The sequence below is a fragment of the Aeromicrobium panaciterrae genome (assembly GCF_031457275.1).
Classification (GTDB): Bacteria; Actinomycetota; Actinomycetes; order Propionibacteriales; family Nocardioidaceae; genus Aeromicrobium; species Aeromicrobium panaciterrae_A.
In genome coordinates, this window is record NZ_JAVDWH010000001.1 from 2,595,971 (window position 1) to 2,622,364 (window position 26,394).

Sequence of the window (26,394 nt, forward strand, 5' to 3'; positions counted from 1 at the left end):
GTTCAGGCTCCCTTCACAGCGGAGCGGAGGACGACGAGTGCGCCCTTGGGGCCGGGTACGGCGCCCTTGACGAGAATGACGCCCTTGGCAACGTCAACCGCGTGAACCGTGAGGTTCTGCGTGGTGACCTGCTCGGCGCCCATGTGACCGGCCATGCGCAGACCCTTGAAGACGCGACCCGGAGTGGCGCAGGCGCCAATCGAGCCGGGCTTGCGGTGGTTGCGGTGCGCGCCGTGCGAGGCGCCCACGCCGTGGAAGCCGTGACGCTTCATGACGCCGGCGAAGCCCTTGCCCTTGCTGGTCGCGGTGACATCGATGATGTCGCCAGCGGCGAAGATCTCCGGGGAGATCTCCTGGCCCAGCGTGTAGTCGGCGACGAGTTCCGTGCGGATCTCGACGATGTGGCGACGAGGCGTCACACCGGCCTTGGCGAAGTGGCCCGATACCGGCTTGTTGACCTTGCGGCCATCGATCTCACCGAAGCCGAGCTGAACGGCGGAGTAGCCGTCGGTCTCGCGCGTACGGATCTGCGTGACAACGTTGGTGTCAGCGGCGATCACAGTGACGGGAATGATCTTGTTGTCGGCGTCCCAAACCTGGGTCATGCCGATCTTGCGGCCGAGGAGGCCGCGTGCGGTGGCAGTGCTGCTGGTGCTCATGGTCGCTGGCCTCCTTAGAGCTTGATCTCGATGTCGACGCCGGCAGGCAGGTCGAGGCGCATGAGCGAGTCGACTGTCTTGGGCGTCGGGTCAATGATGTCGATGAGCCGCTTGTGCGTACGCATCTCAAAGTGCTCGCGGCTGTCCTTGTACTTGTGGGGCGAACGGATCACACAGAACACGTTCTTTTCAGTGGGCAGTGGCACCGGTCCTGCGACCTTGGCACCCGTGCGCGTCACCGTGTCGACGATCTTGCGCGCCGAGGAGTCAATGACCTCGTGGTCGTAGGCCTTGAGCCGGATACGGATTTTTTGTCCCGCCATGCTCTCGCTCGTCCTTCTCTTCGTTCCGCTTCGCTTGGTCTCGCCTCGGGTTCGAGGGAGAAAACTCATCCTCCCGCCGACCCCCGAGGTCGGGCGTGTCGCGGGCGCTCTAGGCGCGTACGTCACACACTTCTCGAGTTAGGTGGTTGGACCCGCAGATACTGGTTAAACAACACCGTGCGGGACAAGCTCGATCTCAGGTTCGGCGCCGGCGTCATGATCGGCGTGAGAGCCGGACGGTCGGCGCCCCAGCGATCAAGCCGGAGCAACCGAACTATTCTGACAGACACGTCGCCGTAAAGACAAATCCGCCCCCGCTGGTGCTAGGAGCGGGTGATCGCTGCATTGGTCGCTCGTTCGAAGCCGCTGACGACGGCCTGCAATGTCAGGGCGCGCAAGCGCTGGATCGTGAGCTCAAGGCGCGCGGACTGTTCCTCTGTACGCGGGACCGATCGATAGGGCTCGAGCACCTGGCGATTGAGGATGTCATTGAGGTCGTCACGCAAAGCCCGCATGTGCCGATCGATCGCCGCGCCTGCCTCGGTGATGCCGTCGACGGGGATCTCGACATCGAGTAGCTCGACTCCCATTTCGAAGCCGGGAAGCGGCGAGTATGTACGACCGATTTGCTCGAGCACGCCGGTTTCGACGAGCAGGGCAACTTCATCGGGGGTCAACTCCCGGCCCGCACGGCCATCGAGCTGCTGGCGATCGAGCACCTCAGGGCCGCTTGGTGACCACGAGGTGAGCACTGCTCGCTGGACGGCGATGTCCTCGACCGTCGCATCGTTGGGGATCCGGCTCATGGCCTTCTCAATGGCGGCCATCGTGAAGCCATGAGCCTGCAGCGCGCGAATCAGAGACAGACGAGCCGCGTGCTCCGCGCCGTAATAGGCGACCCGGCCACGCCGAGTCGGTGGGGGCAAAAGACCCAGGCTCGCGTAGTAGCGGGTCGTACGTACCGAGATGCCTGCGCTCTGGGCAAGTTCGTCGACGGTCTTCATGTCGTCGATGGCATCGGAGAGGGCGGTCACAGCGGTGACAATATTACTGTCACAGTGATCGCGCAATTCTTTCTGCAATCTGGGTGAAGTTCTGAAGAGACAACCGTGACCCCGGTCACGGCGGCGTCGTTGAAGACCTTGACGACGATGCCAGATTCACTGTTACAGTTCCGGCGTCACATACCGGGGATCGATTTCGATGCCTCGCCCATGACGACGGAGGTGACGGGTGCCATCGGTTGAGTCCGCCACAGCCGTACGTCGTTCAAAGCGTCCTGGCCCGCTGCGTGAAGCCCTGGAGATGGTCCGTCTGGGTCTCGGTGTCGCACGCGCGATACCCGCCTCGATCTCCGCCCGACGCTTCCCCGCCGAAGAGACGATCCGACAGACGTGGTTCACCATCACGGTCTGCACTCTCCCTGCTCTGGCCGTGTGCATCCCATTCGGCGTGATCCTCGCGCTGCAGGTCAACGTACTGGCGCAAGAGGTTGGTGCCACCGGCTTCACCGGTGCCGGCAACACCCTCGCGGTCGTACGCCAGGGCGCGCCGATCATCACGGCACTGATGCTCTCGGGCGTCGCTGGCTCAGCCATCTGCTCAGAGCTCGGCTCCCGCCGAATCCGTGAAGAGATCGACGCGCTTGAGGTCATGGGCGTGCGGGTCACTGAACGAGTGGTCCTCCCCCGCGTCATCGCCACGGTCATCGTGTCGATGTTGCTCAACGGCGTAGTGACGTTCTTCTCGATCGTGACCACACTGCTGGTCAGCATCACCGTGCAGGACCTGTCCGCGGGTGGTTACTTGGCTTCGGTCGCGACACTGGCCCGACCCAGCGACATGGTTCTGTCCTTCGTCAAAGCCGGGATCTTCGGAACCATCTGTGCCGTCGTCGCCTCATACAAGGGACTGAAGGTGGAGAACGGTCCGTCCGGCGTCAGCGACGCCGTGACCTCGGCAGTCGTCACCAACTTCGTGCTGCTGTTCGCTGCGAACTTCGTCATCTCACAGACGCAAGCGACGCTCTTCCCGGGAGGCGTCGCGTGAGCATGCTGATGAAGGCCCTCGACGTCACCGTGGTGAATCCGCTGACCCGGCTTGGCGACTTCCTGTGGTTCTGCCTCGTGGCAATCATTCGTATCCCCCTCGCGATCCGCCACTACCCCGCCCAGATCGGCCGACACCTCGCAGAGGTGAGCCTCGGTGGCGGTGCGCTCGTTGTCGGCGGTGGAGCCGTGGGGGTCGTGTTCCTGATGTCGACCCTGACCGGCACCGAGGTCGGGCTCGAGGGCCACAACGGCCTCGACATCATCGGCCTCGCCCCGCTCGTGGGCTTCGTGTCGGGTTACGCCAACACTCGCGAGCTCGCCCCGATCATCGTGGCGCTCGCCTTCGCCGCGCGTATTGGCTGTGGCTTCACTTCACGCCTTGGTGCCATGCGCATCAGCGAAGAGATCGACGCCCTCGAGGCCATGTCGATCCGGCCCGTTCCATACCTCGTCTCGACCCGCATCGTGTCGGCGCTCATCATGGTGATCCCGCTCTTCCTGCTGGGGCTGGTCGGCACCTACATCACGACTGACCTGGTCGTCACGGTCTTCTACAACCAGTCGGCTGGCACGTACGACCACTACTTCTCGACGTTCGTGTCCCTCACTGACGTGCTGCTGGCTGCAGTCAAGGTCGTCGTGCTGACGACGATGGTGACGTTGGTGCACTGCTACTACGGCTTCTTCGCAACCGGTGGGCCTGAGGGAGTCGGCCGGGCGACCGGTCGCGCCATTCGCACCAGCATCATTGGCATCACGCTGTTGGACATCGCCCTGACACTCGCGCTGTGGGGCCCTGACCAGCAAGTGACGATTTCCGGATGAACACTGAACCCACTCGCTTGCAACGCCTGGTGATCGGCACCATCGGCCTGGTCGCGACCGTGGCCCTCGGCCTCTGGCTCACACTGTCCTACTTCGGCGTCTGGACCAGCGACACGAAGGTCTCGGTCGAAGTCGAGCGCCTCGGCGACGCCATTGGGCCCGGAGCCAAGGTCCGCTATCACGGCATCATCGTCGGGCGCGTGCTGCGACTGTCCGAGCACGGCGACGGCTATCGCCTGCAGTTGCTGGTGAATGAAGGCCATTCGGAGTCGATCCCTTCGGACGCCACGGCCCGAATCCTCCCGAGCACTGTCTTCGGATCGGAGTATGTCGAGCTGTTGGCTGATAAGGATGCGACCGGCAGCGCCCATCTCGCGTCAGGCGACGTACTCGCCGCTGACAGCACCGAAGCAACTCTGGGCCTGATGAAATCATTCGATGAAGCCGAGCGGCTGATCTCAGCCGTGGATGCCGAAGACATCAACCGCATCACCGGCAAGCTTGCGCCCGCTCTCGCCGGCAAGGGCGACGACATCAAGGACTTCCTGGAGCGCACCGACCGTGTCGTCACCGACTTCAACCGGGACCTCCCCACCACGTGGGAGACCTTGACGCTCGCCACGAAGGCGCTGGGAACGATCGCCGACATCGAGCCTGACCTCACGTCGGCAATGGACCATTCGCGTACGACCACCGACACGATCGTCGATCAGGACAAGAAGATTGGCTCGGTCATCAACGGGTCAGCGAAGGTTGTTGCCCGCGCCGACACCCTGCTCAGCGGTGTCCAGGACATCCTGCTGCCCTTCGTCCAGCGTCTCGAGCGACTGACCGACCTCGCCGCCGACAACGCACCGTCTGTCCAGCAGATTCTGGCCAATTTCGCGAAGACTGGAACGAATGGCGCTGCCGGCGTGGACGACAACGCCATCCAGATGATCGGCACGATCGGGCTCGACATTCCACATGCCTATACGGCGGACGATTGCACCCGCTACGGCCCGACCCTGATCGCAACGAACTGCGGCAATCCCGTTCCAGCTGAAGCTTCGTCTACGGCAACGACAGACAGTACGGGCATCGGCGGACTCGCAGCGAAGATCACGGACCTGCTCGAGCAGGCGGAAGCTGCGGCCAACGGTGACAAACCGGTCGGCGGCTCGGTCGCGACATTGCCCGCTACGCCGTCGGACGCCGAGGAACCTGAAGGGCTTCTCGCGTTCCTTCGCGACCTCGGGCTGCTCATGGGGAGGACCACCCCATGACCCTTCTGCGCCGATACACCTGGGAGATCGCCGGACTGGTGGCGTTCACCATCGTCGCCCTGATCATGACGATGACCGTCGCCAACACTCTTGCCCGTCGAGATCCTGGCGACACCACCCACTACTCCGCGATGTTCACCGATGCCTCGGGCATTCGTGTCGGAGATGACGTACGCATTGCAGGCGTCCGAGTCGGCCGAGTCGAGGGACGAGAGCTTGACGGCGGTCTGGCACGGATCGACTTCGTCGTGGCTTCCGATCAACCGATACGCACTGACACGGTGTCCCGCATCTCCTACCTGAACCTTCTGGGCCAGCGTTACCTGGCGCTCGAGGCCGGCTCCAAAACCGGAAAACGGCTGCCGGCGGGTTCGACGCTCGGTGTCGAGAACACCCGACCTGCGCTCGACCTGACCGAACTGTTCAACGCGTTCAAACCGATGTTTGAGGCTCTCGATCCCAAGGACGTCAACCTCATCGCAACCGAGGTCGTACAGACCTTGCAGGGTGAAGGCCCGCGACTCTCCCACTTGATGGAACAGACGTCGCAGCTCACGGCACATCTGGCCGACCGGGACGAGGTCATCTCGCGCGTCATCTCCAACGTCACGACCGTGATGCAGGCGACCTCGGAACACCGTGAAGAGCTGCGCTCGGTCATCGGCGGGCTGGACGGGTTGGTCGGCGATTTGGCTGACGATTCTGGTGACATCGATTCCGCCGTTGTGGCTCTCGACCGTATGACTGGGTCGCTCGGCGGCTTGCTCGACGAGTCGTCGGGACCGTTGAGCGCGGCACTCGCCCGGTTCGCCGAGCTGGGCAAGACGATCGTCGAGACCAACGACCTGCTCTCGACCACGCTCAAGGACACGCCGCGCCTGCTTGAGGGCTTCAACCGCGCGCTGAGCCACGGGTCATGGCTCAACACCTACGTCTGCACCCTGGACTTCGGTGCCTCATCTATCAAGACCCCTGACTTCCCCGGGCTTGGACATTCGAGGCCCTGCCGATGACTGCCACGACACGCAAGACACTCATCGTCGGGGTTGCCCTCGTGCTCCTCGTCCTGCTGGCGTGGCGCGCGCTCAAGCCAGCCGATGCCTCGTACCGGGCCGAGTTCGTCCACGCTTCCGGCATCAAGACCGGCGACGAAGTACGCGTGGCTGGCATCGAGTCCGGAAAGGTCTCGAAGATCACGCTCGATGGGGGCAAGGCCGTCATCGACTTCAAGCTCGATCGCGACGTGACGTTGCACGCGGACTCTGAGGCACGGGTCAAGCTCGCATCGATGCTTGGCACCACGTTCCTGGATGTCTCGATCGGCAAGGGCCCGAAGCTCAACCACGGGGCCACAATCACCACTGAGCACACGGCGCCCTCGTACACCGTCTCCGATGTCTTCACCGACAGCAACGACCTCTTGCACGACCTCGACCTCGACGCGATAGACAAGGCCGTCGCCACCTTGTCGACCGAGCTCGACCAGGACCCGAAACTCACCCAGCGCGCCATGGAAGACACGGCCGCATTGGCCCGCCTGATCGGTGACAAGGACAAGCAGATCGGCCGCCTGCTCACGTACACCCGCAGGGTCACCGGAGTCGTCCGCGATCAACAGGGCGAGCTCGAGCAACTTCTGGTCAACGCGGAGAAGGTCACCGGGCTGGTCCAGCGGCGCCGCGAAACGATCGAGCGACTGGTCCGCAACGGGAAGCAAGTTGTGACGACCCTCGACACCATGGCCGACGACAACGACGCGACGATGCGGACGCTGCTGAATCAGTTCGATGACACGCTTGGGGTCCTGCAGGAGCATTCCGACGAACTCGGCCAGACCTTGCGCACCTCGGCGCCGTTTGCCCGCTACTTCGCCAACGCGACCGGAAATGGCCCGTGGCTCGAAGTCGGCGCCCCCTACTTCCTGCTGCCCGACAACATGTGGTGCCCGCTGGTCCAGCCGGAAGGCGGATGCTCATGATCCGCTCGAGACTGTTCCAAGTCGTTGCCGCTGGAGTGGTGACCCTGCTGGTCGTCGCAGGCCTGCTGTTCGCCCTTCGCCCCAGCTCGCAGTCGACCTCGTTCACCCTTCAGTTCACCGACACCACTGGCCTCTATGTGGGCAATGACGTGCAGACGATCGGCGTACGCATCGGCGAGGTCACGAAGATCGAGCCGCGTGGCCCTCGAGTCGACGTGACGGTACGTGTCGACGAGCCGGTCGCCGCCGATGTCGGCGCCATCATCATGCAGTCAGCACTGGTCACCGACCGATTCGTCGAGCTCACGCCGCCCTGGACGAAGGGCCCCAAGCTTGCTGCTGGCGCGGTCGTTCCACTCGAACGTACGAAGGCGCCCGCCAACGTCGACGACATCTTCGCCGCAGTCGACGACCTGTTGGTCGCCGTGTCAGACACCACCAAGGACGGCAAGGACATCGGTGACCTGCTGTCAGTTACCGCTGAGCAGCTCGAGGGGAAGGGCGAGGCGTTTGCCGCACTGCTGAACGAGTCGGGCCGCGCGCTCACAACCGTCAGCGATGCCGACGAGGACCTCACCGCGATCGTCGGAGACGCCGACGACCTCGTCACCATGCTCGCCAAGCGCGACAAGACGATCCGATCCTTGGCCAGCTCAGTCGCCGACAGCTCAGAGCTGTTCGCCGGGCAGCGCGAAGACATCGCGGAATCGCTGGTCACCCTCGACCAGCTGAGCCGCAAGATGACTGACTTCATCCAGGACAACGAGACCGTGATGACTCGTACGGTCGATCGCACTTCCGATGTCCTCGGCACGATCGCGGAACAGCGCGAAGCCATCGCGTCCGCCTTCAACACGCTGCCGCTTGCCGCCGAGAACATCGCGCGCGCCTACGACGCACCGTCGCGGAACCTGCGGGTGAGGCTCGACGCACGGCGTACGGCGCCATACGGCGAGGTCGCACGCGAATCCTTCTGCAATGCGTTCGTGCCCGAGAACCTGGGAGTCTGCAAGACCCTCGTCGACGACAACGCCGTCTTCTTCGACGGTTTCCTCGACATATTCGCGCGACTCGTGGACGGAGTGATTCCGTGATGCGCACACGTCCGCTCAGCCGTGTAGTCGTGGCCGGCGTCGCTCTCGCGACCGCGTTCACCTTGGGCGGCTGCGGGCCGGACCTGTACGACGTCCCACTGCCCAGCAAGGTCAAGGGCGAGACCTATTCATTGAGCGCCGACTTCGAATCAGCGCTCAACCTGCCGCCTGCGTCCCCAGTCAAGCTCGAGGGCAGGACGGTCGGCCAGGTCACGGAAGTCACGACGTCCGACTACGTCGCGCATGTGTCATTCGAAGTCATGAAGGACACCAAGATCCCGACCGGATCCAGAGTCGAGGTACGACTGACAGCCCCCGTGGGTGAAGCATTCGTGGCCCTCATTCCACCCGCCGAGCCGACATCCGGTGTTCTTGCCGCGGGCACGAAGATCGGCCTGGAGAACACCAACACCGCGCCTGACACGACAGATCTGCTCACCGGAGTCTCGGCGGCAGTCACAGGTGGCAGCTACGCGGACCTGAAGGTCGTCGTTGACGAGCTGGCGACTGCGATGGACGGCTCGTCCACCACCGTCCGACATCTGCTGCGAGAGGTCGACAACCTCGTCACCTCCACCAACCGACACCGCGATGACATCGACGCCAGTCTCGACGCGCTGGATCGGCTGACGGCTGGGCTTGCCGACGACACCGAGCTCATCGCCTCTTCCATCAAGAAGCTCGACCCGGCAATCCGCACTCTCCAAGGGCATGAGGACAAGGCAGTCAAGCTCCTCGTTGCGCTCGACCGCATCGAGGCATCCAGCCGCAAGAACGTCGAGGGGATGCGCGGGCGCCTGCGCAACCAGCTCAAGGACACTCGCGTTCTCGTGGACGCGGTGATCGCTGAGCGGGACCAGCTCCGACCCATCATGACCGGGATCACCGCATTCGCCGATGCTCTCGATCGCGCGACTCCGGGTGACTTCGCGATGTTCGACCTCACGTTCAACCTGATCCCGGCCTTGCCAGCGGCCCTCGGCAATGTGCCAATCGCCCCCGATGCCACGACTCTCCTCGAAGGCGATCTGGCCGAACTGCTGACTGGCCTGCAAGACACCGTGACCGACATTGCCGGCGATGAAGGCCTGGTGGGACAGCTCATCGGCGGTCTCGCGGGAGGTGGTGGCTGATGACTCGCCTGATCGATCGTCGCAACACGCGCCTAGCCGAGGTTGTCCTGCTCGGCATAGCGATCCTCGGCCTGCTGTATCTCGGGGACCGAGTGATCGGATCGTCCGTGTTCTCGTCGACGCATTCGGTATCGGTGCAGCTGCCATCCGGCGGCGGCATCTACCCGGGCGCCGATGTCACGTACCGCGGCAGCACCATCGGACGCGTCGATGATGTGGAGCTCGAGGACGACGGCGTAGTCGTCAAGCTCCACATCAAGGGCAAGTTCGACGTACCGACCGACACAGAGGCAGTTGTCTCCAACCTCTCGGCGATCGGTGAGCAGCGACTCGACTTCCGCCCGCGTACGGACCACGGACCGTACCTGCGCGACGGCGACGTCGTTTCTCGGGCCAACTCCGCCGTACCCCGTCGGTTCGACACGATCATCAGGCACCTCGGCGATGTTGCAGGGCAGATCGACGAGAAGGATCTGACAACGATCACGTCGGAACTCGGAACAGGGCTGGACACCGAGGTTGACCTCGCGACTCTGGGCCGCGACGCCGACAACGTCGTGTCAATGCTCGAGTTGCTGGCTCCCAAGATCACCCACCTGACCACACAGGCTCAGGTACCGCTCCGCACCGTTGTCGATACGGGCGACGATCTGCGGTCATTCGCCGCGAACATCGATCTCGTGACTGCGCAGCTCGAAAAGTCCGACGCTCAGATCCGCCGCACACTCTCCTCGACCGCGACACTCACCCCGATTCTCGCCAGCACCATCCAGGAGCTCACCGCTCCCCTGACATCGACGGTCAAGAGCTGGAACGTGTTCGCGCGCCTGGGCGACGACCGACTTCCCGGCTACCAGCACTGGCTGACGTGGGCACCGAAGCAGTTCTATGCGATGTCTGACGCCACACGCGACGGTTCGGGTCACGTACTCCTCGCGGCGAACTTCGGCGACAACTGCGAGTACGGCCCTCCACGGGTCAATCCGTACGTCATGACGCATGACCCGGCACCGCTCGACGCTCGCTGCACACGGGAAGATCCCGGCGTACAGCAGCGCGGCGCGCAGTACGCACCCCGCCTCCCCGGCGACCCCGTCCCCTAGCAACACACTTCCCTAGCTCTACCTCGAAAGGCTCCTTGATGGACTTCACCCTTCCCGACACAGCCGTTGCCGTACGCGAAGGCGTGCTGAGGGCCATGTCTGGCTTCGACCACGCGTACTGGTCACGGCTCGAGGAGGAGCACCGCTTCCCCGACGAGGCGTGGGCCGCTCTCGGCGAGGGCGGCTGGCTCGGCCTCTCGGTTCCTGAGGAGTACGGCGGCGGCGGACAGGGGCTCCTGGAGCTCGCTGTTGCCAACGAAGCTCTCGCCTCGACCGGAGCGACCCAAGGCACGTTCCTCTACATCCTGACTCCGGGCTTTGGTGCCATGACGATCACGCGTCACGGCACAGACGAGCAGAAGAAGGAGATCCTCCCCGGCCTCGCCGCGGGCGACACTCAGTTCTGTATGGCGCTGACCGAACCCGATGCTGGTAGCAACGCTCTGGCCATCACCACGCATGCGCGCCGCGATGGCGATGACTTCCTGATCAAGGGTCAGAAGATCTGGATCTCAGGCGTGGACCGGGCCGACTGGATGGTCGCGATCACCCGAACCATTCCGGCAGCCGACGCCAAGCCGCGTACGGCCGGTTTCACCCTGTTCCTCGTCGACGTCAAGGAAGCACTCAAGGCCGGCACGCTGACGTTCCAGCCCATCCCCAAGATGGGCAGCAACATCGTCACGTCGAGCCAGGTGTTCTTTGACGACGTACGCGTCCCGGCACACCGGGTCATCGGCGAAGTGGACCAAGGATTCGGCGTGCTGTGGGACGTGCTCAACCCGGAGCGCATTCTGGCGGCTGCCGGCGGAGTCGGCGCTGCAGACGCTGCTCTCCAGCTCGCCTGTGACTACGCACGCGAGCGCGAAGTGTTTGGTCGCCCGATCGGTGCGAACCAAGCGATCCAGTTCCCGTTGGCTCAGATCAAGGCCAAGACCGAGCTCGGCCGACTCATGGCCTACAAGGCCGCGTGGCTCTTCGACCAAGGCCTTCCCTGCGGCAACGAAACGAATGTCGCCAAGCTGACGGGTGCACAAGTGGCCTGGGAGGCAGCCGACCAGGCCTTCCAGACGTTCGGTGGCATGGCCTACTCCAAGGAATTCCCCATCGAGCGGCTGTTCCGCGATGCACGCATCGGCAAGAACATCCCGGTCGCTGAGGAGCTCATCCTCGCCCACATCGGCACGCAGATGTTGAACCTTCCCCGTAGCTACTGAGAGAGGCACTCCCCATGACGCTTGAACAGACCCTTGCTGCCCGCGCCGCCGTCGAATCCGCGATTGCCGGACGCACACTGTGCGATGTCCTTCGCGACACCGCCGCTACCCGCGGAGACCTCCCCGCCTACTCCGACAAATTGGGTGACGACGGGAACGGATGGCGCACCCTGACGTGGACCCAGGTACGCGAGACCGCACTTGACCTCGCCGCCGCAATGATCGAGGCAGGACTGCCGGCCGGCGGCACCGTGGCCATCATGGGCTCCAACCGCACCGAGCATGTACTCGCGGATATCGCGACGCTCCACGCGGGCGGCATCCCCATGTCGATCTACAACACCCTCGCCCCCGAACAGGTTGGGTACGTCGCTGCGCACAGCTCCCCGAGTATCGCGATCCTCGAGGGTCCCGACCAGCTCGCCCGTTGGGCTCTTGCCCTCGAGGCCGCTCCTGAGACGACTGTCGTGACGATGGACGCCGATTCCTGGGACGCCTTCATCGCCAAGGGCCGCGCCTACCGGGCAGCCAACCCCGGTGCCGTCGACGAGCGCTCCGCAGCCGTCACGCCCGACGCCACCGCAACGATCCTCTACACATCCGGCACGACGGGCGACCCCAAGGGCGTCGTGCTTTCACACCACAACGTGTTGTTCGAGTCGCAGACGTCGCTCGATACCGGTGAGCTCCACGAACCGGGAGTCACGCTGTCCTACTTGCCATTCGCGCACATCGCCGAGCGAATCCTTGGCATCTACATCCCCCAGTTCCAGGGCGGCCACGTACACCTCATCGGTGACCCGGCGCTGCTCGCTCCGTCGCTGCTCGAGGTACGCCCGACGCGCTTCTTCGGCGTCCCGCGCGTCTGGGAGAAGATCCGTACGGGTGTCTCGGCAAAGCTCGCTGCCGAACCCGATGCCGCTCGCAAGGCCGGTATCGAGCAAGCCCTCGCTGTTGGCCTGGCCTGGGTCGAGTCGACCCAGACGGGCAGCACGACCTCACCCGAGCTACAGGCACAGTTCGAGGCCATGGACGCAGCGGTGCTCACTCCGCTCCGCGGCGCTCTGGGCCTCGACCGAGTCGAGTGGGCTGCCAGCGCAGCGGCGCCGATGCCCGAAGATGTGGCGCGCTTCTTTGCCGGCCTGGGCCTGCGAATCTTCGACGTCTACGGCATGACTGAAACGACCGGCTCCGCCACCTCCAACGGTCCGGCGTCGTTCAAGCTCGGCACCGTTGGTCGACCGCAGCACGGAATCGAGCTTGAGCTCGCTGAGGATGGCGAGATCCTGATTCGCGGCCCGATCAACACCGCTGGCTATCACAAGGCTCCCGGCCCGACAGCCGAGCTGATCGACGATGAGCAGTGGATCCACACGGGCGACATCGGCGTGATCGACGAGGACGGCTTCCTGAAGGTCGTCGATCGCAAGAAGGAAATGATCATCACCTCGTCGGGCAAGAACATCGCTCCGTCCAACATCGAGAACTACCTCAAGGAATCACCATTGGTCGGCCACGCCATGGTCATCGGCGAAGGGCGTCCGTACGTCGTCGCCGTGCTGACGCTCGACGGCGAGATCGCTCCCCTCGTCGCTCAGAAGATGGGCATCGAGGCGAGCAGTCTCAGCGAGCTGGCTCAGAACCCGGCAATCCTCGCGGTGGTCGGACAGGCCGTCGAGGCAGCGAATGCGCGACTTTCCAAGCCCGAGCAGGTCAAGGCATTCGAGCTGCTGTCGGGTGAGTGGACGGCCGAGAGCGAAGAGTTGACGCCCACGCTGAAGCTCAAGCGTCGCGTCGTGACCTCGAAGTACTCGGACGTCATTGGTCGCCTGTACGGCGACTAATCACTGGTCGAGAAGCGGCCTGAACGCGGCACTGGCCCACCCGGTTTGCGATCGGCTGGGTCGCGCCGGAAGATTCGCTCCTCCATAGATGACGCTTCCCGCGGCGGTTGAGTAGGTGAGCCATGTCTGGTTACGCAGGTTCTGACCGACACCCGGCGCATTCCAGTCACAGACACCCTTGGGGAAGACCGATTTCAGGGAGGCCCACTGCGCATCGGTGAACTTCGTCGTGAAGTCGGCGGCTGCGAGTGGCTTCAGGACGCACTGGTTGTGGTCATTGGCCTCGTCTCCCCCGGCGACAGTGCGAGGGCTTCCCAGATAGGTCTGCAGGAGCCGCGACTGGCACAGCGGACCGTCGGGACCGGAGATGATCTCCAGACCCGGGATGTTGGCGCACCGGTCGGCGACGTCAGCCGGACGGTCACGTTCGATCTTCGACGACAACGAGATGTTCCGCTTGTCCTTCTCGACGTTTGCCAGCCACTCATCGATCTTCAGGAAGGCCTCGTCGTCCCAGCCGATGTCGCCGATCAACGGCGTGACGCCGAACCACATCACTCGGTTTCGCGTGTGACCCTGACTGCGGACGAGGCGCTCCTTCACCCAGAACGCGTGAGCGTAGTCGTGGGCAATTCCCGGATCCGGTCCTCCATGATTGATGATCGGGATTCCGCTGACGTTCTGGAACTCATTGATGAGCCCTGTTCGGAACGAATTCTTCAGTGCAGTTGTGTCTGCCTGAAGCCGAGCATCGATGTGCTTGCCGTCGATGTCGACTCCACCGACCTTGACGTTCAGATCAACAAACTGGTCAGCGGTGATCAGGCCCTGCTTGAGTGCTCCGAGTCCGTACAGGACACCGGTGTTGCCAACTGGCAGACCAGCAAACCCGTAGCCCACCTTCTTCTCAGCGGCAGACCAGCGCGATTCAGGACGCGGGCCGAGGGGGTTCTTCATCATCTCTGGCACGCTGCAACGCACGCCGCCCGGGTTGGTCCCCGCGTCGTACAACGTGCTGCGATCGCCCGCAACTGTCGGCTTGCTGCCGGGGCACGGCTCCGATGGATTGATCGCAGCCTTCAAGAACAGCTCGTCGGTGGTGATCGCGTTGAGGTGGGTCAGGTGACCTTCGACAGCGCCCCATTGGGTGGGCGACCAAAGAACGCCTGGCGCCCAGCGTGACGGGTCCTCGAAATAGGTTCGAAGCACGTGCAAGTCAGCGAACTGAGCCGCGGTGCTCATGGCGTCGGGGTACGTGCACCCCGTCACCAGACCCTGATAGATGCCCGGGTAGGCGTTCGCGACCGTCTGCTCGGCGATCGATCCACCTGAGCAACCGACACCGATCGTGTAGCGGATGGGGCCATATCGCTCTACGAGGCGCTCCTTGGCCATGACCAGGGACTCAGCCGCAGCGACCAGGTTGCAGTTGTGACCTGTGTTGTCGAGCGCGGTCGACATCACCGCAAAGCCACGTCCCAGCGCAGTCTCATACACATTGGCCACGCCGGGGAGTGCAGGAAGCGTTCCCGACAAATCAGTCAAAGGCGCCTCGCCCGGAGTCATGGAGGCCCCACAACTTCCGCCGTGGGTGACAAGCACCTTGTGGTTCCACTGTTCCTGCGGGGCCCACGCCTGCCACGGCTGACCTGCGCGGAAGAGTGTCAGGATCTTGTACTGGTCGCGCGCCTGATAGCCGGTCTCCTGGCGAACGACGAATGGCACAGTCACACCGCGATCCGTCGTAGTCGTGGCAACGTCGGACGGCGGGTCAGACTCGTCATACGGCTGGAGTCCGGCTGCCAGCGGGTTCGTGGACTTGTAGAGCAGCTCATACTTCACGGGCTGGTTGCAGGACTTGTCGACCGCTCCCGCCTGGCAGACGTAGTGCTTGGACTGGGGACCCGAGAACACTGGTCCACCGTTCGGGTGGTTGGTGATGACGACCTTGCCGGAGTACCCCGGAGCCGTGGCTGTGACGGTGTTGCGGCCGATCTTCAAGCCGTTGAGAAGCGCTGCAAACTGGCCGTTGGCACGAGACGCGAACTGCTTGGTGACGTCACGGGAACCGACATGTACGCGAACCTTCGATGCCTTCACCGTCTTTGGCAGGCCGACGACGACGAGCGCCTCGCCTCCAGAGATCAGGTCGGCGCGGTTCGACAGCACCGAGATCGGGAGTGTTCCCGCGGCGCTGGCTGCTGGAACAGCTGTTGCGAGACCGGCAGTGAGCATGCTCAGAGCAAGAAGAATTCTTACGGGGCCCGCAATGCGCATCAAACTTGTCCCTTTGTCTCAATTCGTGCCGTCGGGACAACAACGACGCATGCGAGACAAAGGTTATGACTAGTGGTGCATGTGCTGTTCGGAGTCAGCGTGACCTGCGGGTTCGATCTGGAACGTCGAGTGCTCGACGTCGAAGTGCTCTGACAGGCACCCGCGAAGGGTGTCGAGCACGCTGTGCGCGTGGTCCATGCCGGTGACTGAGTCGTCGACGACGATGTGGGCGCTCATCACGGGCATACCTGAGGTGATCGTCCAGACGTGCAGATCGTGAACCTCGCGTACGCCTTCCACGCCGAGAATGTGCTCCCGTAGCTCGTCCAGGTCGACATCCCGCGGGGTCGACTCGAGCAGCACTTCGCCGACCTCGCGCAACAGTGAGATCGCGCGAGGAACGATCATTGCCGCGATCACCAGCGAAGCTATGGCGTCAGCCGCATCCCAGCCAGTGGTGAGGATGACCGCTGCCGAGACGAGCACCGCAATCGATCCGAGAGCGTCACCGAGAACTTCGAGGTAGGCGCCTCGTACGTTCAGGCTCTCCTGCGCTCCCCCACGCAGCAAGAGCAGGCCCATGACGTTGACGACGAGGCCAATGCCGCCAGCAATGAGGATCGGCTCCGCCTCGAGCTCCGGTGAGTCGCCGAACCGACGAATCGCGCTGTAGACGACCCACACGGCAAGTCCAAGAAGGATCAAACCGTTGAGTCCGGCCGCGATGACCTCAGTTCGGAGGTAGCCGAACGTACGACGTGAGCCCGGGCCTCCACCGTGCTGAGCGACCGTGATCGCGGCAAGCGCCATCAAGATGCCGAAGGAGTCACCCAGCAGATGCCCCGCATCGGCAAGCAGCGCGAGGCTGCCGGTGATCCACGCGACGACCGCCTCAACCGCCAGCACACCAACTGTCAGTGCCAGGACGAGCGCAAGACGACCCCTGTGACGCACTCCGGTGCCGTGCGCGTGGTCGTGTCCCATCCATTAAGGCTACGGCTCTGTTGCGAAAACCTCGACAGCGTGTCCGCCAAAAGGACGCCAATGGGAACCACTCCCGGAAACGACAAAGCCCCGCCTGCCGAAGCAGACGGGGCTTGTCAGAAAGCTTAGAAGTTCAAGCTCACTTGTTGATCTTGGTGACGCGACCGGCGCCAACCGTACGTCCACCCTCACGGATGGCGAACCGCTGGCCCTCTTCGAGAGCGATCGGCTGGATCAGCTGAACACTCATCTCGGTGTTGTCGCCGGGCATGACCATCTCGGTGCCTTCAGGCAGCGTGACGACGCCGGTGACGTCCGTGGTGCGCACGTAGAACTGCGGGCGGTAGTTGTTGAAGAACGGCGTGTGACGGCCACCCTCCTCCTTCGACAGGATGTACGCCTGGCCCTCGAACTCCGTGTGGGGAGTCGTGGTGCCGGGAGCGATGACAACCTGGCCGCGCTCGACATCTTCGCGCTTCGTTCCACGAAGGAGCAGACCGACGTTTTCGCCAGCCTCACCCGAGTCGAGGAACTTGCGGAACATTTCGATACCGGTGACCGTCGTGGTCTGCTTCTCTTCGCGGATACCGACGATGTCGACAGTCTCGTTGACCTTGATGATGCCGCGCTCGATCTTGCCGGTGACGACGGTGCCGCGGCCGGTGATCGTGAAGACATCTTCGATGGCCATGAGGAACGGCTTGTCGGTGTCACGTGCCGGCATGGGGATGTAGTCATCCACAGCCTGCATGAGCTCGAGAATCGACTCGGCCCACTTGGCATCGCCCTGGAGTGCCGGGTGAGCGGCAACCTTGACGACGGGAACGTTGTCACCGTCGAACTCCTGATCGCTCAGGAGCTCACGGACCTCGAGCTCGACGAGCTCAAGGATCTCTTCGTCGTCAACCATGTCGCACTTGTTGAGCGCAACGACCATCGCGGGCACGCCAACCTGGCGAGCAAGCAGCACATGCTCACGCGTCTGGGGCATGGGGCCGTCGGTGGCGGCGACCACGAGGATCGCGCCGTCCATCTGAGCCGCACCGGTGATCATGTTCTTGACGTAGTCCGCGTGTCCCGGGCAGTCGACGTGGGCGTAGTGACGGTTTTCCGTCTGGTACTCCACGTGCGAGATCGAGATCGTGATGCCGCGCTGCTTCTCTTCGGGCGCCTTGTCGATCTGATCAAATGCCGAGGCCTCATTGAGGTCGGGGAACTTGTCGTGCAGCACCTTGGTGATCGCCGCAGTAAGAGTCGTCTTACCGTGGTCGATGTGACCGATGGTGCCGATGTTCATGTGCGGCTTGGTCCGCTCGAACTTCGCCTTAGCCACTTGGGGCTCCTTCTTAGAATTGGTTGCTGGTTAACGCCGTTGGCCTCGAACTCGCGAGAACCTCAGGCCATCTTATGAGATGGTCGTTGGCTACTCGCCGCGGGCCTTTTTGATGATCTCTTCAGCGACGGCCTTGGGGACCTCCGCGTAGGAGTCGAACTGCATCGAGTATGACGCACGGCCCGAGGTCTTGGACCTCAGGTCGCCGACGTACCCGAACATCTCGGACAGGGGGACGATCGCCTTGACGATCTTGACGCCTCCCATGCCCTCTTCCATGGCGTTTACCTGGCCACGGCGAGAGTTGAGGTCGCCGATCACGTCGCCCATGTAATCCTCGGGCGTAGTGACCTCGACCGCGAAAACGGGTTCGAGGATCACTGGATCGGCCTTGCGCGCGGCTTCCTTGAAAGCCATCGAGCCGGCAAGCTTGAACGCGAGCTCCGAGGAGTCGACGTCGTGGTACGCGCCGTCTTCGAGGGTCACCTTGACGTCGACCATCTGGTAGCCGGCGAGGACACCAAACTGCATGGCGTCTTCGGCACCGGCGCCAACCGACGGGATGTATTCGCGAGGAACGCGACCACCCGAGACGTTGTTGACGAACTCGTAGCCACCCTCGCCACCGACGGAAACGCCGGTCGGCTCGATGCTGATGATGACCTTGGCGAACTGGCCCGAGCCACCCGTCTGCTTCTTGTGGGTGTAGCTGACGTTCTCGACCTTGCGCTTGATCGTCTCGCGGTAGGCGACCTGCGGCTTGCCGACGTTGGCTTCAACGTTGAACTCGCGCTTCATGCGGTCGACCAGGATGTCGAGGTGCAGCTCGCCCATTCCGGCGATGATCGTCTGACCGGTCTCTTCGTCCGTGTGGACCTGGAACGTCGGGTCTTCCTCGGCGAGGCGCTGGATAGCGGTGCCGAGCTTCTCCTGGTCGCTCTTGGTCTTGGGCTCGATCGCAACCTGGATCACGGGAGCCGGGAACGTCATCGACTCGAGGACGATCTGCTTGTTGGGATCGGCCAGCGTCTCACCGGTCGTGGTGTCCTTGAGACCCATGACGGCGACAATCTGACCGGCGCCGACGGCAGCGATCTCAGCGCGCTTGTTGGCGTGCATCTGGTAGATCTTGCCGATGCGCTCCTTGCGGCCCTTGGTCACGTTGATGACCGTGGAGCCAGCTTCGAGGCGACCCGAGTAGATACGCAGGTAGGTCAGCTTGCCGAGGTGCGGGTCCGAAGCGATCTTGAACGCCAGTGCGGCGAACGGCTCGGACTCGTTGGGCTCACGCGTGTCGGTCTTGCTCTCGTCGCGGGGGTCGAGGCCGGTGATGGCTCCAACGTCGATCGGCGAGGGCAGGAAGTCGATAACAGCGTCAAGCAGGGGCTGAACGCCCTTGTTCTTGAACGCGGTGCCACACAGGACCGGGTTGAGCTTGGCGGCCAGGGTCGCGCGACGGATGGCCGGCTTCAGCAGCTCGACCGTGATCTCGGCGCCGTCGAGGTAAGCCTCGGCGAAGTCGTCGTCGTGGTCAGCGAGCGTCTCGATCATTTCCTGGCGTGCAGCTGCAGCCTTGTCGACGAGGTCCGCGGGGATCTCTTCGACCTCGTAGTCCTCACCGATCGCGGTCTCGCCACGCCATACGAGGGCGCGGTTGCCGATCAGGTCGACGACGCCGATGAAATCACCCTCGGCACCGATCGGGACCTGCAGCACGAGAGCCGTTGCGCCGAGGCGCTCACGGATCGTCTTGACGCAGTAGTCGAAGCTTGCGCCGGTGCGGTCGAGCTTGTTGACGAAGCACATGCGCGGAACGCCGTACTTGTCAGCCTGACGCCACACGGTCTCGGACTGCGGCTCGACACCAGCCACACCGTCGAACACGGCGACAGCACCGTCGAGGACGCGCAGGTTGCGCTCAACCTCAACGGTGAAGTCCACGTGACCGGGGGTGTCGATGATGTTGATCTGGTTGTCTTTCCACCAGCAAGTCGTCGCGGCCGACGTGATCGTGATGCCGCGCTCCTGCTCCTGCTCCATCCAGTCCATCGTGGCGCCGCCATCGTGAACTTCACCGATCTTGTAGTTGATACCGGTGTAGAACAGAATGCGCTCGGTCGTCGTGGTCTTGCCAGCGTCGATGTGCGCCATGATGCCGATGTTGCGGACCCGCTTGAGGTCGGTGGTGATTTCTGTAGCCACGAGAAAGCTTTCCTAGAAAGAGTCTTGAATGAGTCTGGGATGCCCCGCCCGCCTCAAAGAGGCGGGGGCGGGACGTCTTACCAGCGGTAGTGAGCGAACGCCTTGTTGGCGTCGGCCATCTTGTGGGTGTCTTCGCGCTTCTTGACAGCTCCACCGAGACCGTTGGACGCGTCAAGAACTTCGTTCATGAGGCGCTCGGCCATGGTCTTTTCACGACGCTGACCGGCGTAGCTCACGAGCCAACGCAGAGCCAGAGTGTTCTGACGCGAGGCGCGAACCTCGATCGGGACCTGGTAGGTCGCGCCACCGACGCGACGGCTCTTGACCTCGATCGACGGCTTGACGTTGTCGAGCGCGCGCTTGAGGGTGATCACCGGATCGGTGCCCGACTTCTCACGAGTGCCTTCGAGAGCGGTGTAAACGATGCGCTGGGCAACCTGCTTCTTGCCGTCGACGAGCACCTTGTTGATCAGTGAGGTGACGAGCTGGCTGCCGTAAACGGGGTCAGTCTCGACTACGCGCTTGGGCGCGGGACCCTTACGAGGCATTAGCTCTTCTCCTTCTTCGCGCCGTAAAGGCTGCGAGCCTGCTTGCGACCCTTGACAGCTTGCGTGTCGAGGGCGCCGCGAACGATCTTGTAGCGAACACCGGGAAGGTCCTTCACGCGGCCACCGCGAACGAGCACGATCGAGTGCTCCTGCAGGTTGTGGCCCTCGCCGGGGATGTATGCAGTGACTTCAGTTCCGCTCGAAAGCTTCACACGTGCCACCTTACGAAGAGCCGAGTTGGGCTTCTTGGGAGTGGTCGTGTAGACGCGGGTGCAAACACCGCGGCGCTGAGGTGAACCCTTGAGCGCGGGAGTCGTCGTCTTGACGACCTTGCGCTGGCGGCCCTTGCGGACCAGCTGGTTAATCGTGGGCACTACAAACATCCTTCTTCTGGTGTTAGCCATGATTCGTCATGCACTCGCCGCCGTGTCCCGGCAGGATGCGTGCATCGACCTGAAGACTTCAGGCACAGCCCTAAATACTACCGGGCTGCCTGCGTAAGTTCCAAATGCGGAAGCTGAGGCCGTCCACGGCCGAACGCTGAGGCAGGTTGAGTGGAACGCGGCGAAGCCGCCAGACGATCGAAACCTCGTGAGTTCAGGGCAAAAGGCGAGGTTTACGGCGTCGTATGCCCATCGAACAGGGCGCGGCCGTCCTCGTTGTCGAACGTGAGCCGGTCCATGGGCACCCGGTGCCACAGCGCGAGGTACAGATCCGCAGCCTTGCCCTCGACCGTGGTGTCGGCGTCGAACGATGAATGAAGCAGAACGGGCGGCAATCCAGCACCTTCAGCAGGGCCCATCAACCAGCTCTGACCGGTGTCGGTCGCCGTCAGACGGATGCGCGACTGTACGTTCGGCCGCTTGCCTCGAGCGGTCATACGCGGGAAAAACACCCGGAGGACCTCTTCAACACCGTCGGCCGCCAACAAGGGCGCGATGCGCCACTCGTCCTCGGGCACACCGAGCGCCTGAGCGGCATCGACCGTATGAACGATCACCTCGTGCATCTGCCGGCGATGGAAGAATCCAGCCTTTTCGTCGATCAATGAGAAGTTCGGGGTCGGTTCGTCGACATCGACGGCTTGGAGCGCGGCCAGAAGAGCTGCGGCAGTCCCGGCGTACCACTCGACGAGGTCCTCGCCGTAGATCGGCTTGGGCAGGTCCTGGCGCTGTCCGCTCAGCACGATCGCCCCAGCCCAGCGGTGAATTGTGCCCAGGTGCTGGATCAGGTCGCGTGTCGTCCAGTCGGGGCAGTTGGGTACGGGTTCGTCGCCCGTCGCCCTTGACGCGAGCTCGGTGAAGCGAGCCATACCGGAGCCGAGCTCAAGCAGATGATCCATCAGGCATCTTTCCGGTCATTGATCGAGGAGCTGGGCAAGGTGCACTGCAGGCTGGTCAGCCAGGTCTAGGAGCTGGGTTCTGCAGGAGAATCCATCTGCGACAACGATTGCGCCGGGTGGAGCGTTACGCACGGCTGGCAGCAGCTGCAGCTCGGCAACGGCGACCGAGACCTCGTAGTGCCCCTTCTCGACTCCGAAGTTGCCCGCAAGTCCACAGCAGCCGGACAACCTGTCGATCGTTGCACCGGTCGATTCGAGGATCGCCAGGTCAGCCTCGAAGCCGAACACCGAGGCTTGGTGGCAGTGCGGTTGAACGACAAGAGTCGTGCCAGTCAGGTCGGGCGCGACCCATCCGTCCGTACGTTGCAGCAGCTCAGACAGTGTGAATACGCCCTGCGCCACGTCGACCGCGCGCGGATCGTCGAGAAGCTCGACGGCGTCCGATCGCAGCACCGCGAGACAGGACGGCTCAAGACCGACGATCGGCACTCCATCAGTCACGTACGGGTGGAGTTGCGCGACGGCGTCGCCAACGATCGACCGCGCCTTGTCGAGCTGACCCGTCGTGATCCAGGTCAGTCCGCAGCAGGCAGAGCGGGCTAGGAACTCGACCTGATAGCCAGCCGACTCCAGGACGTTGACCGCGGACTTACCAGCCACTGTCGAGAAGAAGTCCGTGAAGGAGTCCGCCCACAACAGGACCTTGGGCCGGCCCGCGCCAAGCGCGGGCCGCTTGCGGGCCCAGCGACTGAAGCTTCCCCGCGCGAACATCGGCAAGCTGCGGCGCTGGTCGACACCCGCTGCCCAGCGAGCCAGAGAACGTACGCCCGGCGTGCTGAGCCCGAGGTTTGCGAGCCAGGCGATCCGCGAACTGAGCCGAGCCCAGAACGGCAAGCGGCCAAGAATGTAGTGGCTGCGGGGGCGAATGCGGCCCTTGTACGACTGGTGCAGCACTTCGGACTTGTAGGTCGCCATGTCCGTACCGGTCGGGCAATCGTTGGCGCAGCCCTTGCACGACAAGCAGAGGTCGAGCGCCTCGTGGACTTCCGGTGAACGCCAGCCGCCCTTGACGAGACGGCCGTCGATCATCTCCTGCAGAACCCGAGCACGGCCGCGGGTCGAGTCCTTCTCATTGCGCGTCGCCTGGAACGAGGGGCACATGACGCCGTTCGAGCCATGATTGTCGGCCAGGCACTTGCCGACGCCGGTGCAACGATGAACGGCCTTGCCGAAGTCACCCTCGTCGTGGAGGAGTCGCAGACCCAGACGCTGGTCGAGGCGCCCCTTCGACGACTCAGGTCCGCGCAGATCGGCATCCATCGCACTCGGTCGTACGAGAACACCCGGGTTGAGCAGATCGTCCGGGTCGAATACGCCCTTGACCTTGGCGAACAGGTCGATTGCCTCGTCCGAATACATCAGCGGAAGCAGCTCCGAGCGGGCCCGACCGTCGCCGTGTTCGCCCGACAGCGAGCCGCCGAGCGATGACACCAAGGTGGCCGCCTCGACGAGGAAGTTGCGGAAGACGTCGTGCCCTCCGGGATCGTCGAGCGGGAAGTCGATGCGGATATGAACGCAGCCATCACCGAAGTGGCCGTACGGGACACCATCAAGGCCGTACTCGGCGAGCAGTACATCCTGCTCGCGCAGGTAGGTGCCCAGACGGTCCGGCGGCACTGCTGCGTCCTCCCAGCCTGAGAGGGCCTTGCGCGGAAGCGTACGAGTCGCGAGTCCGGCGCCTTCCTCGCGAATTCGCCACAGGACAGCCTGCTCACGCGAGTCGGTCACGATGCGACTGTCGAGTGCCGCGGACGCTGCCACAGCTTTGTTGACCGAGTCGGCGATCTCTCGCTCGTCGGCGCCCGAGATCTCGACGAACAGCCAGCCCTGGCCGCGCGGCAGATCCGGGACCGACCCACCGTTGTCGCGCACCACGTTGACGATGCGGGAGTCGAGACCCTCACACGCCGTTGGCGAGAAATCGAGAAGTGCCGGTACGTCGTCCGCTGCTTCGGCCATCGAGCCGTACCCGAGCACGAGCATCAGGCGGTGCGCCGGATCCTCGACCAGGCGAACTGTGGCCGAGGTCAGCGTCGCGAGAGTGCCCTCGGTACCAGCCATGAAGGTGGCGACGTCGAAGCCGTTCTCGGGGAGCAGGTGCTCGAGGCTGTAGCCCGAGACCTGACGGCCGAACGTCCCGAACTCGGTACGCACGGTGCCGAGGCCGTCGGCGACGACTGCCTTGAGTCGATCCAGCACCGGGTACATCTCCTGGTCAGCGCCAAGGGTGAGCCGCTCCCCCGCTGCTGTCACGGCGTCGAGGGCGACGACGTTGTCGGAGGTCCGGCCATACGCCAAAGCACGTGAGCCACACGCGTTGTTGCCGATCATGCCGCCGACCGTGCATCGGGTGTGCGTGGACGGGTCGGGCCCGAACCGGAGGCCCTGAGCCGTGGCAGCCTTCTGCAGCACGGCGTGCACCGTACCCGGATCGACACGTGCCGTACGTGCCTCGACATCGATCTCATGCACGCGGTTGAGGTGACGTGAGAAGTCGAGCACCACTCCGGTGCCCACGGCGTTGCCGGCGATCGACGTACCAGAGCCGCGGGAGGTCAACGGCGTACCGGTCGCGCGACAGGCATCGATCGTCGCGAGCACCTCCTCGACGGATCGCGGGCGTACGACGACCTGCGGGATGACGCGATAGAGCGAGGCGTCGGTGCTGTAGAGCGCACGCGCCAGCGCCGAGTCGTCCACATCCTCGACTCCCAGACGCTTCAGTTCACCGACGACGTCGTGGGTCGTCTTGGTCTCAAATACGGTCACCAGAGCTCGATCGACTCGTCGAGGATGTGCGCGACATCGTCCTCGGTGACCTCCACGGGCGCGGTCGCCAGGAGTCGCTGCTGCTTCATGGTGCCTTCGACCAGTGAGTTGATGTCGCCCTCGCCGAATCCCACCGCTCCAATGCCCGCCGGGATGCCGACGTCTCGCATCAACTCGGTCAGCACCTGGGGCAGGAATTCGGCTGCGTTGTCCGGTCGCGTGGCGCCGGGAGCCAACAGCTCAGCAGCTCGTACGTGACGATCCGGGGAGGCATCGAACGTGAACCTGAACGCTGCCGGCGCCGTGAGCGACACCGCCATACCGTGCGGGACCATCGCGTGGTCGGCGTCGTAGTCGTCGGGGCGGAAGTCGCGCACCTGGCCGGCGATCGGATAAGCGTTCGCGTGCGGGATGTGCACTCCCGCATTGCCGAAGCCGAGGCCAGCGAAGGTCGCCGCCATGGCGACCTCGGTACGGGCCGCCAGGTTGCCGCCGTCGTGGACCGCGGTACGAAATGACATCGCCATCAGGCTCAGCGCCTTCTCGGACCACATGTCGGCGATCGGGTTGGAGCCGCAGTAAGGCACGCGCTGGTCGGCGGTCTTGTGCTCGTACGACTCGTACGGGCGAGCCGTGTAGCTCTCGAGCGCGTGGCACAGGATGTCGAGACCCGCAGCGGCGGTGACACCGGCCGGCTGGCTCAGCGTCAGCTCCGGGTCGACGACCGCGAGGGTGGGACGGAGTCGTGCGTGGGAGATGCCGGTCTTGACGTGCTGGCTGACCACGTCGAGCACGCAGATCGTGGTGCTCTCGCTGCCGGTTCCGGTTGTCGTCGGTACGGCGATCAGCGGGAGAAGTGGCGAGGTCGGAGGCTTGGCCTTCCCGACCGGAGCGTTGATGTAGTCCATCAACTCGCCCTCGTTGGTCGTGAGCAGGTTGACGGCCTTGGCCGTGTCGATGCTGCTGCCGCCACCGACAGCGACGATCGCGTCAAACGGTCCTTCTGAGCGACCGAACTCGATCGCCTCGATCATGCTGGCGTCAGTCGGCTCGACCCGGGATCGGTCGAACACGACGCTTTCGATCCCGGCAGCCTTCAGCGTTTCGGCGATCTCGGCCGGCGCGCCAGTAGCGGCGACGCCCGGGTCAGTGACGATGAGAACCCGACGGGCACCAAGCTGTCCGAGGTCGAAACCGATCTCATGGCGCGCACCGACGCCGAACTTGAGTCCGGGTGCACCATAGGTGAAGACAGTTTCGGGCTGATCGGGGCGGAACGCCATCTCGTGAGACTCCTTGATCGACAGTGCTGAGAATACGGCGTACGCCGCCTCCAGCCTTGCGGTGGGAGCCGTGTCCTAGGCTGGGCGAGCGACTGAAGGGGTCC

22 protein-coding genes are annotated in these 26,394 nt (G+C 63.8%); 10 read left to right on the forward strand and 12 right to left on the reverse strand.

All coding sequences use genetic code 11. The annotated features are described in order from the left end of the window. Positions 1-2 precede the first annotated feature (2 nt). From rplC to J2X11_RS13340, 3 genes are all read right to left on the reverse strand, one after another. A complete protein-coding gene (gene rplC, locus J2X11_RS13330; protein ID WP_309971848.1) occupies positions 3-659 on the reverse strand; it encodes a 50S ribosomal protein L3 in 657 nt (218 codons plus the stop codon). A 14-nt stretch (positions 660-673) separates the two neighbouring features. Continuing rightward, on the reverse strand, positions 674-982 hold the full coding sequence (rpsJ, locus tag J2X11_RS13335; RefSeq protein ID WP_012923688.1) for a 30S ribosomal protein S10: 309 nt from the start codon (positions 980-982) through the stop codon (positions 674-676). 323 nt (positions 983-1,305) lie between these two features. Further along, positions 1,306-2,016 (reverse strand): MerR family transcriptional regulator, encoded by a 711-nt coding sequence (locus tag J2X11_RS13340; protein ID WP_309971855.1) that lies wholly within the window; start codon positions 2,014-2,016, stop codon positions 1,306-1,308. Between the two features lie 199 nt (positions 2,017-2,215). On the opposite strand from J2X11_RS13340, the gene J2X11_RS13345 reads away from it, so the two are divergent. The 10 genes from J2X11_RS13345 to J2X11_RS13390 are packed head-to-tail and all read left to right on the forward strand — an operon-like array spanning position 2,216 to position 13,492. Continuing rightward, positions 2,216-3,031 carry an MlaE family ABC transporter permease gene (locus J2X11_RS13345; RefSeq protein ID WP_309971857.1) on the forward strand — a complete coding sequence of 272 codons (816 nt, stop codon included), beginning with the start codon at positions 2,216-2,218 and terminating at the stop codon, positions 3,029-3,031. 2 nt (positions 3,032-3,033) lie between these two features. Next, positions 3,034-3,858, forward strand: coding sequence for an ABC transporter permease (locus J2X11_RS13350; RefSeq protein WP_309972374.1), 825 nt, complete (start codon positions 3,034-3,036; stop codon positions 3,856-3,858). Continuing rightward, positions 3,855-5,123, forward strand: a complete 1,269-nt coding sequence (locus J2X11_RS13355) for an MCE family protein (RefSeq protein WP_309971859.1) — start codon at positions 3,855-3,857, stop codon at positions 5,121-5,123. Before J2X11_RS13350 ends, J2X11_RS13355 begins: the two co-directional genes overlap by 4 nt. Next, the gene (locus J2X11_RS13360; RefSeq protein ID WP_309971861.1) at positions 5,120-6,136 is read left to right on the forward strand and encodes an MlaD family protein; all 1,017 of its coding nucleotides are present in this window, start codon (positions 5,120-5,122) and stop codon (positions 6,134-6,136) included. Before J2X11_RS13355 ends, J2X11_RS13360 begins: the two co-directional genes overlap by 4 nt. Beyond that, the gene (locus J2X11_RS13365) at positions 6,133-7,101 is read left to right on the forward strand and encodes an MCE family protein (RefSeq protein ID WP_309971863.1); all 969 of its coding nucleotides are present in this window, start codon (positions 6,133-6,135) and stop codon (positions 7,099-7,101) included. The genes J2X11_RS13360 and J2X11_RS13365 overlap by 4 nt, the downstream gene beginning before the upstream one ends. After that, positions 7,098-8,195, forward strand: a complete 1,098-nt coding sequence (locus J2X11_RS13370; RefSeq protein ID WP_309971865.1) for an MCE family protein — start codon at positions 7,098-7,100, stop codon at positions 8,193-8,195. Before J2X11_RS13365 ends, J2X11_RS13370 begins: the two co-directional genes overlap by 4 nt. Further along, on the forward strand, positions 8,195-9,328 hold the full coding sequence (locus tag J2X11_RS13375; RefSeq protein WP_309972376.1) for an MCE family protein: 1,134 nt from the start codon (positions 8,195-8,197) through the stop codon (positions 9,326-9,328). The genes J2X11_RS13370 and J2X11_RS13375 overlap by 1 nt, the downstream gene beginning before the upstream one ends. Beyond that, complete coding sequence (locus tag J2X11_RS13380) at positions 9,328-10,431, forward strand: MlaD family protein (protein ID WP_309971866.1); 1,104 nt, start codon at positions 9,328-9,330, stop codon at positions 10,429-10,431. The genes J2X11_RS13375 and J2X11_RS13380 overlap by 1 nt, the downstream gene beginning before the upstream one ends. A gap of 38 nt (positions 10,432-10,469) precedes the next feature. Continuing rightward, the gene (locus tag J2X11_RS13385) at positions 10,470-11,648 is read left to right on the forward strand and encodes an acyl-CoA dehydrogenase family protein (RefSeq protein WP_309971867.1); all 1,179 of its coding nucleotides are present in this window, start codon (positions 10,470-10,472) and stop codon (positions 11,646-11,648) included. Positions 11,649-11,662: 14 nt separating this feature from the next. Continuing rightward, positions 11,663-13,492, forward strand: coding sequence for an AMP-dependent synthetase/ligase (locus tag J2X11_RS13390; RefSeq protein WP_309971869.1), 1,830 nt, complete (start codon positions 11,663-11,665; stop codon positions 13,490-13,492). Here J2X11_RS13390 and J2X11_RS13395 read toward each other — a convergent pair whose 3' ends face one another. From J2X11_RS13395 to J2X11_RS13435, 9 genes are all read right to left on the reverse strand, one after another. Next, positions 13,493-15,769 carry a DUF6351 family protein gene (locus J2X11_RS13395; protein ID WP_309971871.1) on the reverse strand — a complete coding sequence of 759 codons (2,277 nt, stop codon included), beginning with the start codon at positions 15,767-15,769 and terminating at the stop codon, positions 13,493-13,495. 69 nt (positions 15,770-15,838) lie between these two features. Beyond that, positions 15,839-16,753 carry a cation diffusion facilitator family transporter gene (locus J2X11_RS13400; RefSeq protein ID WP_309971873.1) on the reverse strand — a complete coding sequence of 305 codons (915 nt, stop codon included), beginning with the start codon at positions 16,751-16,753 and terminating at the stop codon, positions 15,839-15,841. Positions 16,754-16,892: 139 nt separating this feature from the next. Further along, complete coding sequence (gene tuf, locus J2X11_RS13405; RefSeq protein ID WP_309971875.1) at positions 16,893-18,086, reverse strand: elongation factor Tu; 1,194 nt, start codon at positions 18,084-18,086, stop codon at positions 16,893-16,895. A gap of 90 nt (positions 18,087-18,176) precedes the next feature. Further along, positions 18,177-20,288: an elongation factor G gene (gene fusA, locus J2X11_RS13410; protein ID WP_309971877.1), complete on the reverse strand. Its 2,112-nt coding sequence runs from the start codon at positions 20,286-20,288 to the stop codon at positions 18,177-18,179. 77 nt (positions 20,289-20,365) lie between these two features. Continuing rightward, entirely contained in the window at positions 20,366-20,836 is a 471-nt protein-coding gene (rpsG, locus tag J2X11_RS13415; protein ID WP_309971879.1) for a 30S ribosomal protein S7, read from the reverse strand. Beyond that, positions 20,836-21,210, reverse strand: a complete 375-nt coding sequence (gene rpsL, locus J2X11_RS13420) for a 30S ribosomal protein S12 (RefSeq protein ID WP_309971881.1) — start codon at positions 21,208-21,210, stop codon at positions 20,836-20,838. Before rpsL ends, rpsG begins: the two co-directional genes overlap by 1 nt. 242 nt (positions 21,211-21,452) lie before the next feature. After that, a complete protein-coding gene (locus tag J2X11_RS13425) occupies positions 21,453-22,178 on the reverse strand; it encodes a maleylpyruvate isomerase family mycothiol-dependent enzyme (protein WP_309971883.1) in 726 nt (241 codons plus the stop codon). A 15-nt stretch (positions 22,179-22,193) separates the two neighbouring features. After that, positions 22,194-25,007, reverse strand: a complete 2,814-nt coding sequence (locus J2X11_RS13430) for an FAD-binding and (Fe-S)-binding domain-containing protein (RefSeq protein WP_309971885.1) — start codon at positions 25,005-25,007, stop codon at positions 22,194-22,196. Then, on the reverse strand, positions 25,004-26,290 hold the full coding sequence (locus J2X11_RS13435; RefSeq protein ID WP_309971886.1) for a hydroxyacid-oxoacid transhydrogenase: 1,287 nt from the start codon (positions 26,288-26,290) through the stop codon (positions 25,004-25,006). The genes J2X11_RS13430 and J2X11_RS13435 overlap by 4 nt, the downstream gene beginning before the upstream one ends. Positions 26,291-26,394 lie beyond the last annotated feature (104 nt).

Coding starts and splice junctions, on each gene's coding strand:
- rplC (WP_309971848.1), bottom strand. CDS start 659: ATGAGCACCAGCAGCACTGCCACCGCACGCGGCCTCCTCGGCCGCAAG.
- rpsJ (WP_012923688.1), bottom strand. CDS start 982: ATGGCGGGACAAAAAATCCGTATCCGGCTCAAGGCCTACGACCACGAG.
- J2X11_RS13350 (WP_309972374.1), top strand. CDS start 3,034: ATGCTGATGAAGGCCCTCGACGTCACCGTGGTGAATCCGCTGACCCGG.
- J2X11_RS13355 (WP_309971859.1), top strand. CDS start 3,855: ATGAACACTGAACCCACTCGCTTGCAACGCCTGGTGATCGGCACCATC.
- J2X11_RS13360 (WP_309971861.1), top strand. CDS start 5,120: ATGACCCTTCTGCGCCGATACACCTGGGAGATCGCCGGACTGGTGGCG.
- J2X11_RS13365 (WP_309971863.1), top strand. CDS start 6,133: ATGACTGCCACGACACGCAAGACACTCATCGTCGGGGTTGCCCTCGTG.
- J2X11_RS13370 (WP_309971865.1), top strand. CDS start 7,098: ATGATCCGCTCGAGACTGTTCCAAGTCGTTGCCGCTGGAGTGGTGACC.
- J2X11_RS13375 (WP_309972376.1), top strand. CDS start 8,195: ATGCGCACACGTCCGCTCAGCCGTGTAGTCGTGGCCGGCGTCGCTCTC.
- J2X11_RS13380 (WP_309971866.1), top strand. CDS start 9,328: ATGACTCGCCTGATCGATCGTCGCAACACGCGCCTAGCCGAGGTTGTC.
- J2X11_RS13385 (WP_309971867.1), top strand. CDS start 10,470: ATGGACTTCACCCTTCCCGACACAGCCGTTGCCGTACGCGAAGGCGTG.
- J2X11_RS13390 (WP_309971869.1), top strand. CDS start 11,663: ATGACGCTTGAACAGACCCTTGCTGCCCGCGCCGCCGTCGAATCCGCG.
- J2X11_RS13395 (WP_309971871.1), bottom strand. CDS start 15,769: ATGCGCATTGCGGGCCCCGTAAGAATTCTTCTTGCTCTGAGCATGCTC.
- J2X11_RS13400 (WP_309971873.1), bottom strand. CDS start 16,753: ATGGGACACGACCACGCGCACGGCACCGGAGTGCGTCACAGGGGTCGT.
- rpsG (WP_309971879.1), bottom strand. CDS start 20,836: ATGCCTCGTAAGGGTCCCGCGCCCAAGCGCGTAGTCGAGACTGACCCC.
- J2X11_RS13425 (WP_309971883.1), bottom strand. CDS start 22,178: ATGGATCATCTGCTTGAGCTCGGCTCCGGTATGGCTCGCTTCACCGAG.
- J2X11_RS13435 (WP_309971886.1), bottom strand. CDS start 26,290: ATGGCGTTCCGCCCCGATCAGCCCGAAACTGTCTTCACCTATGGTGCA.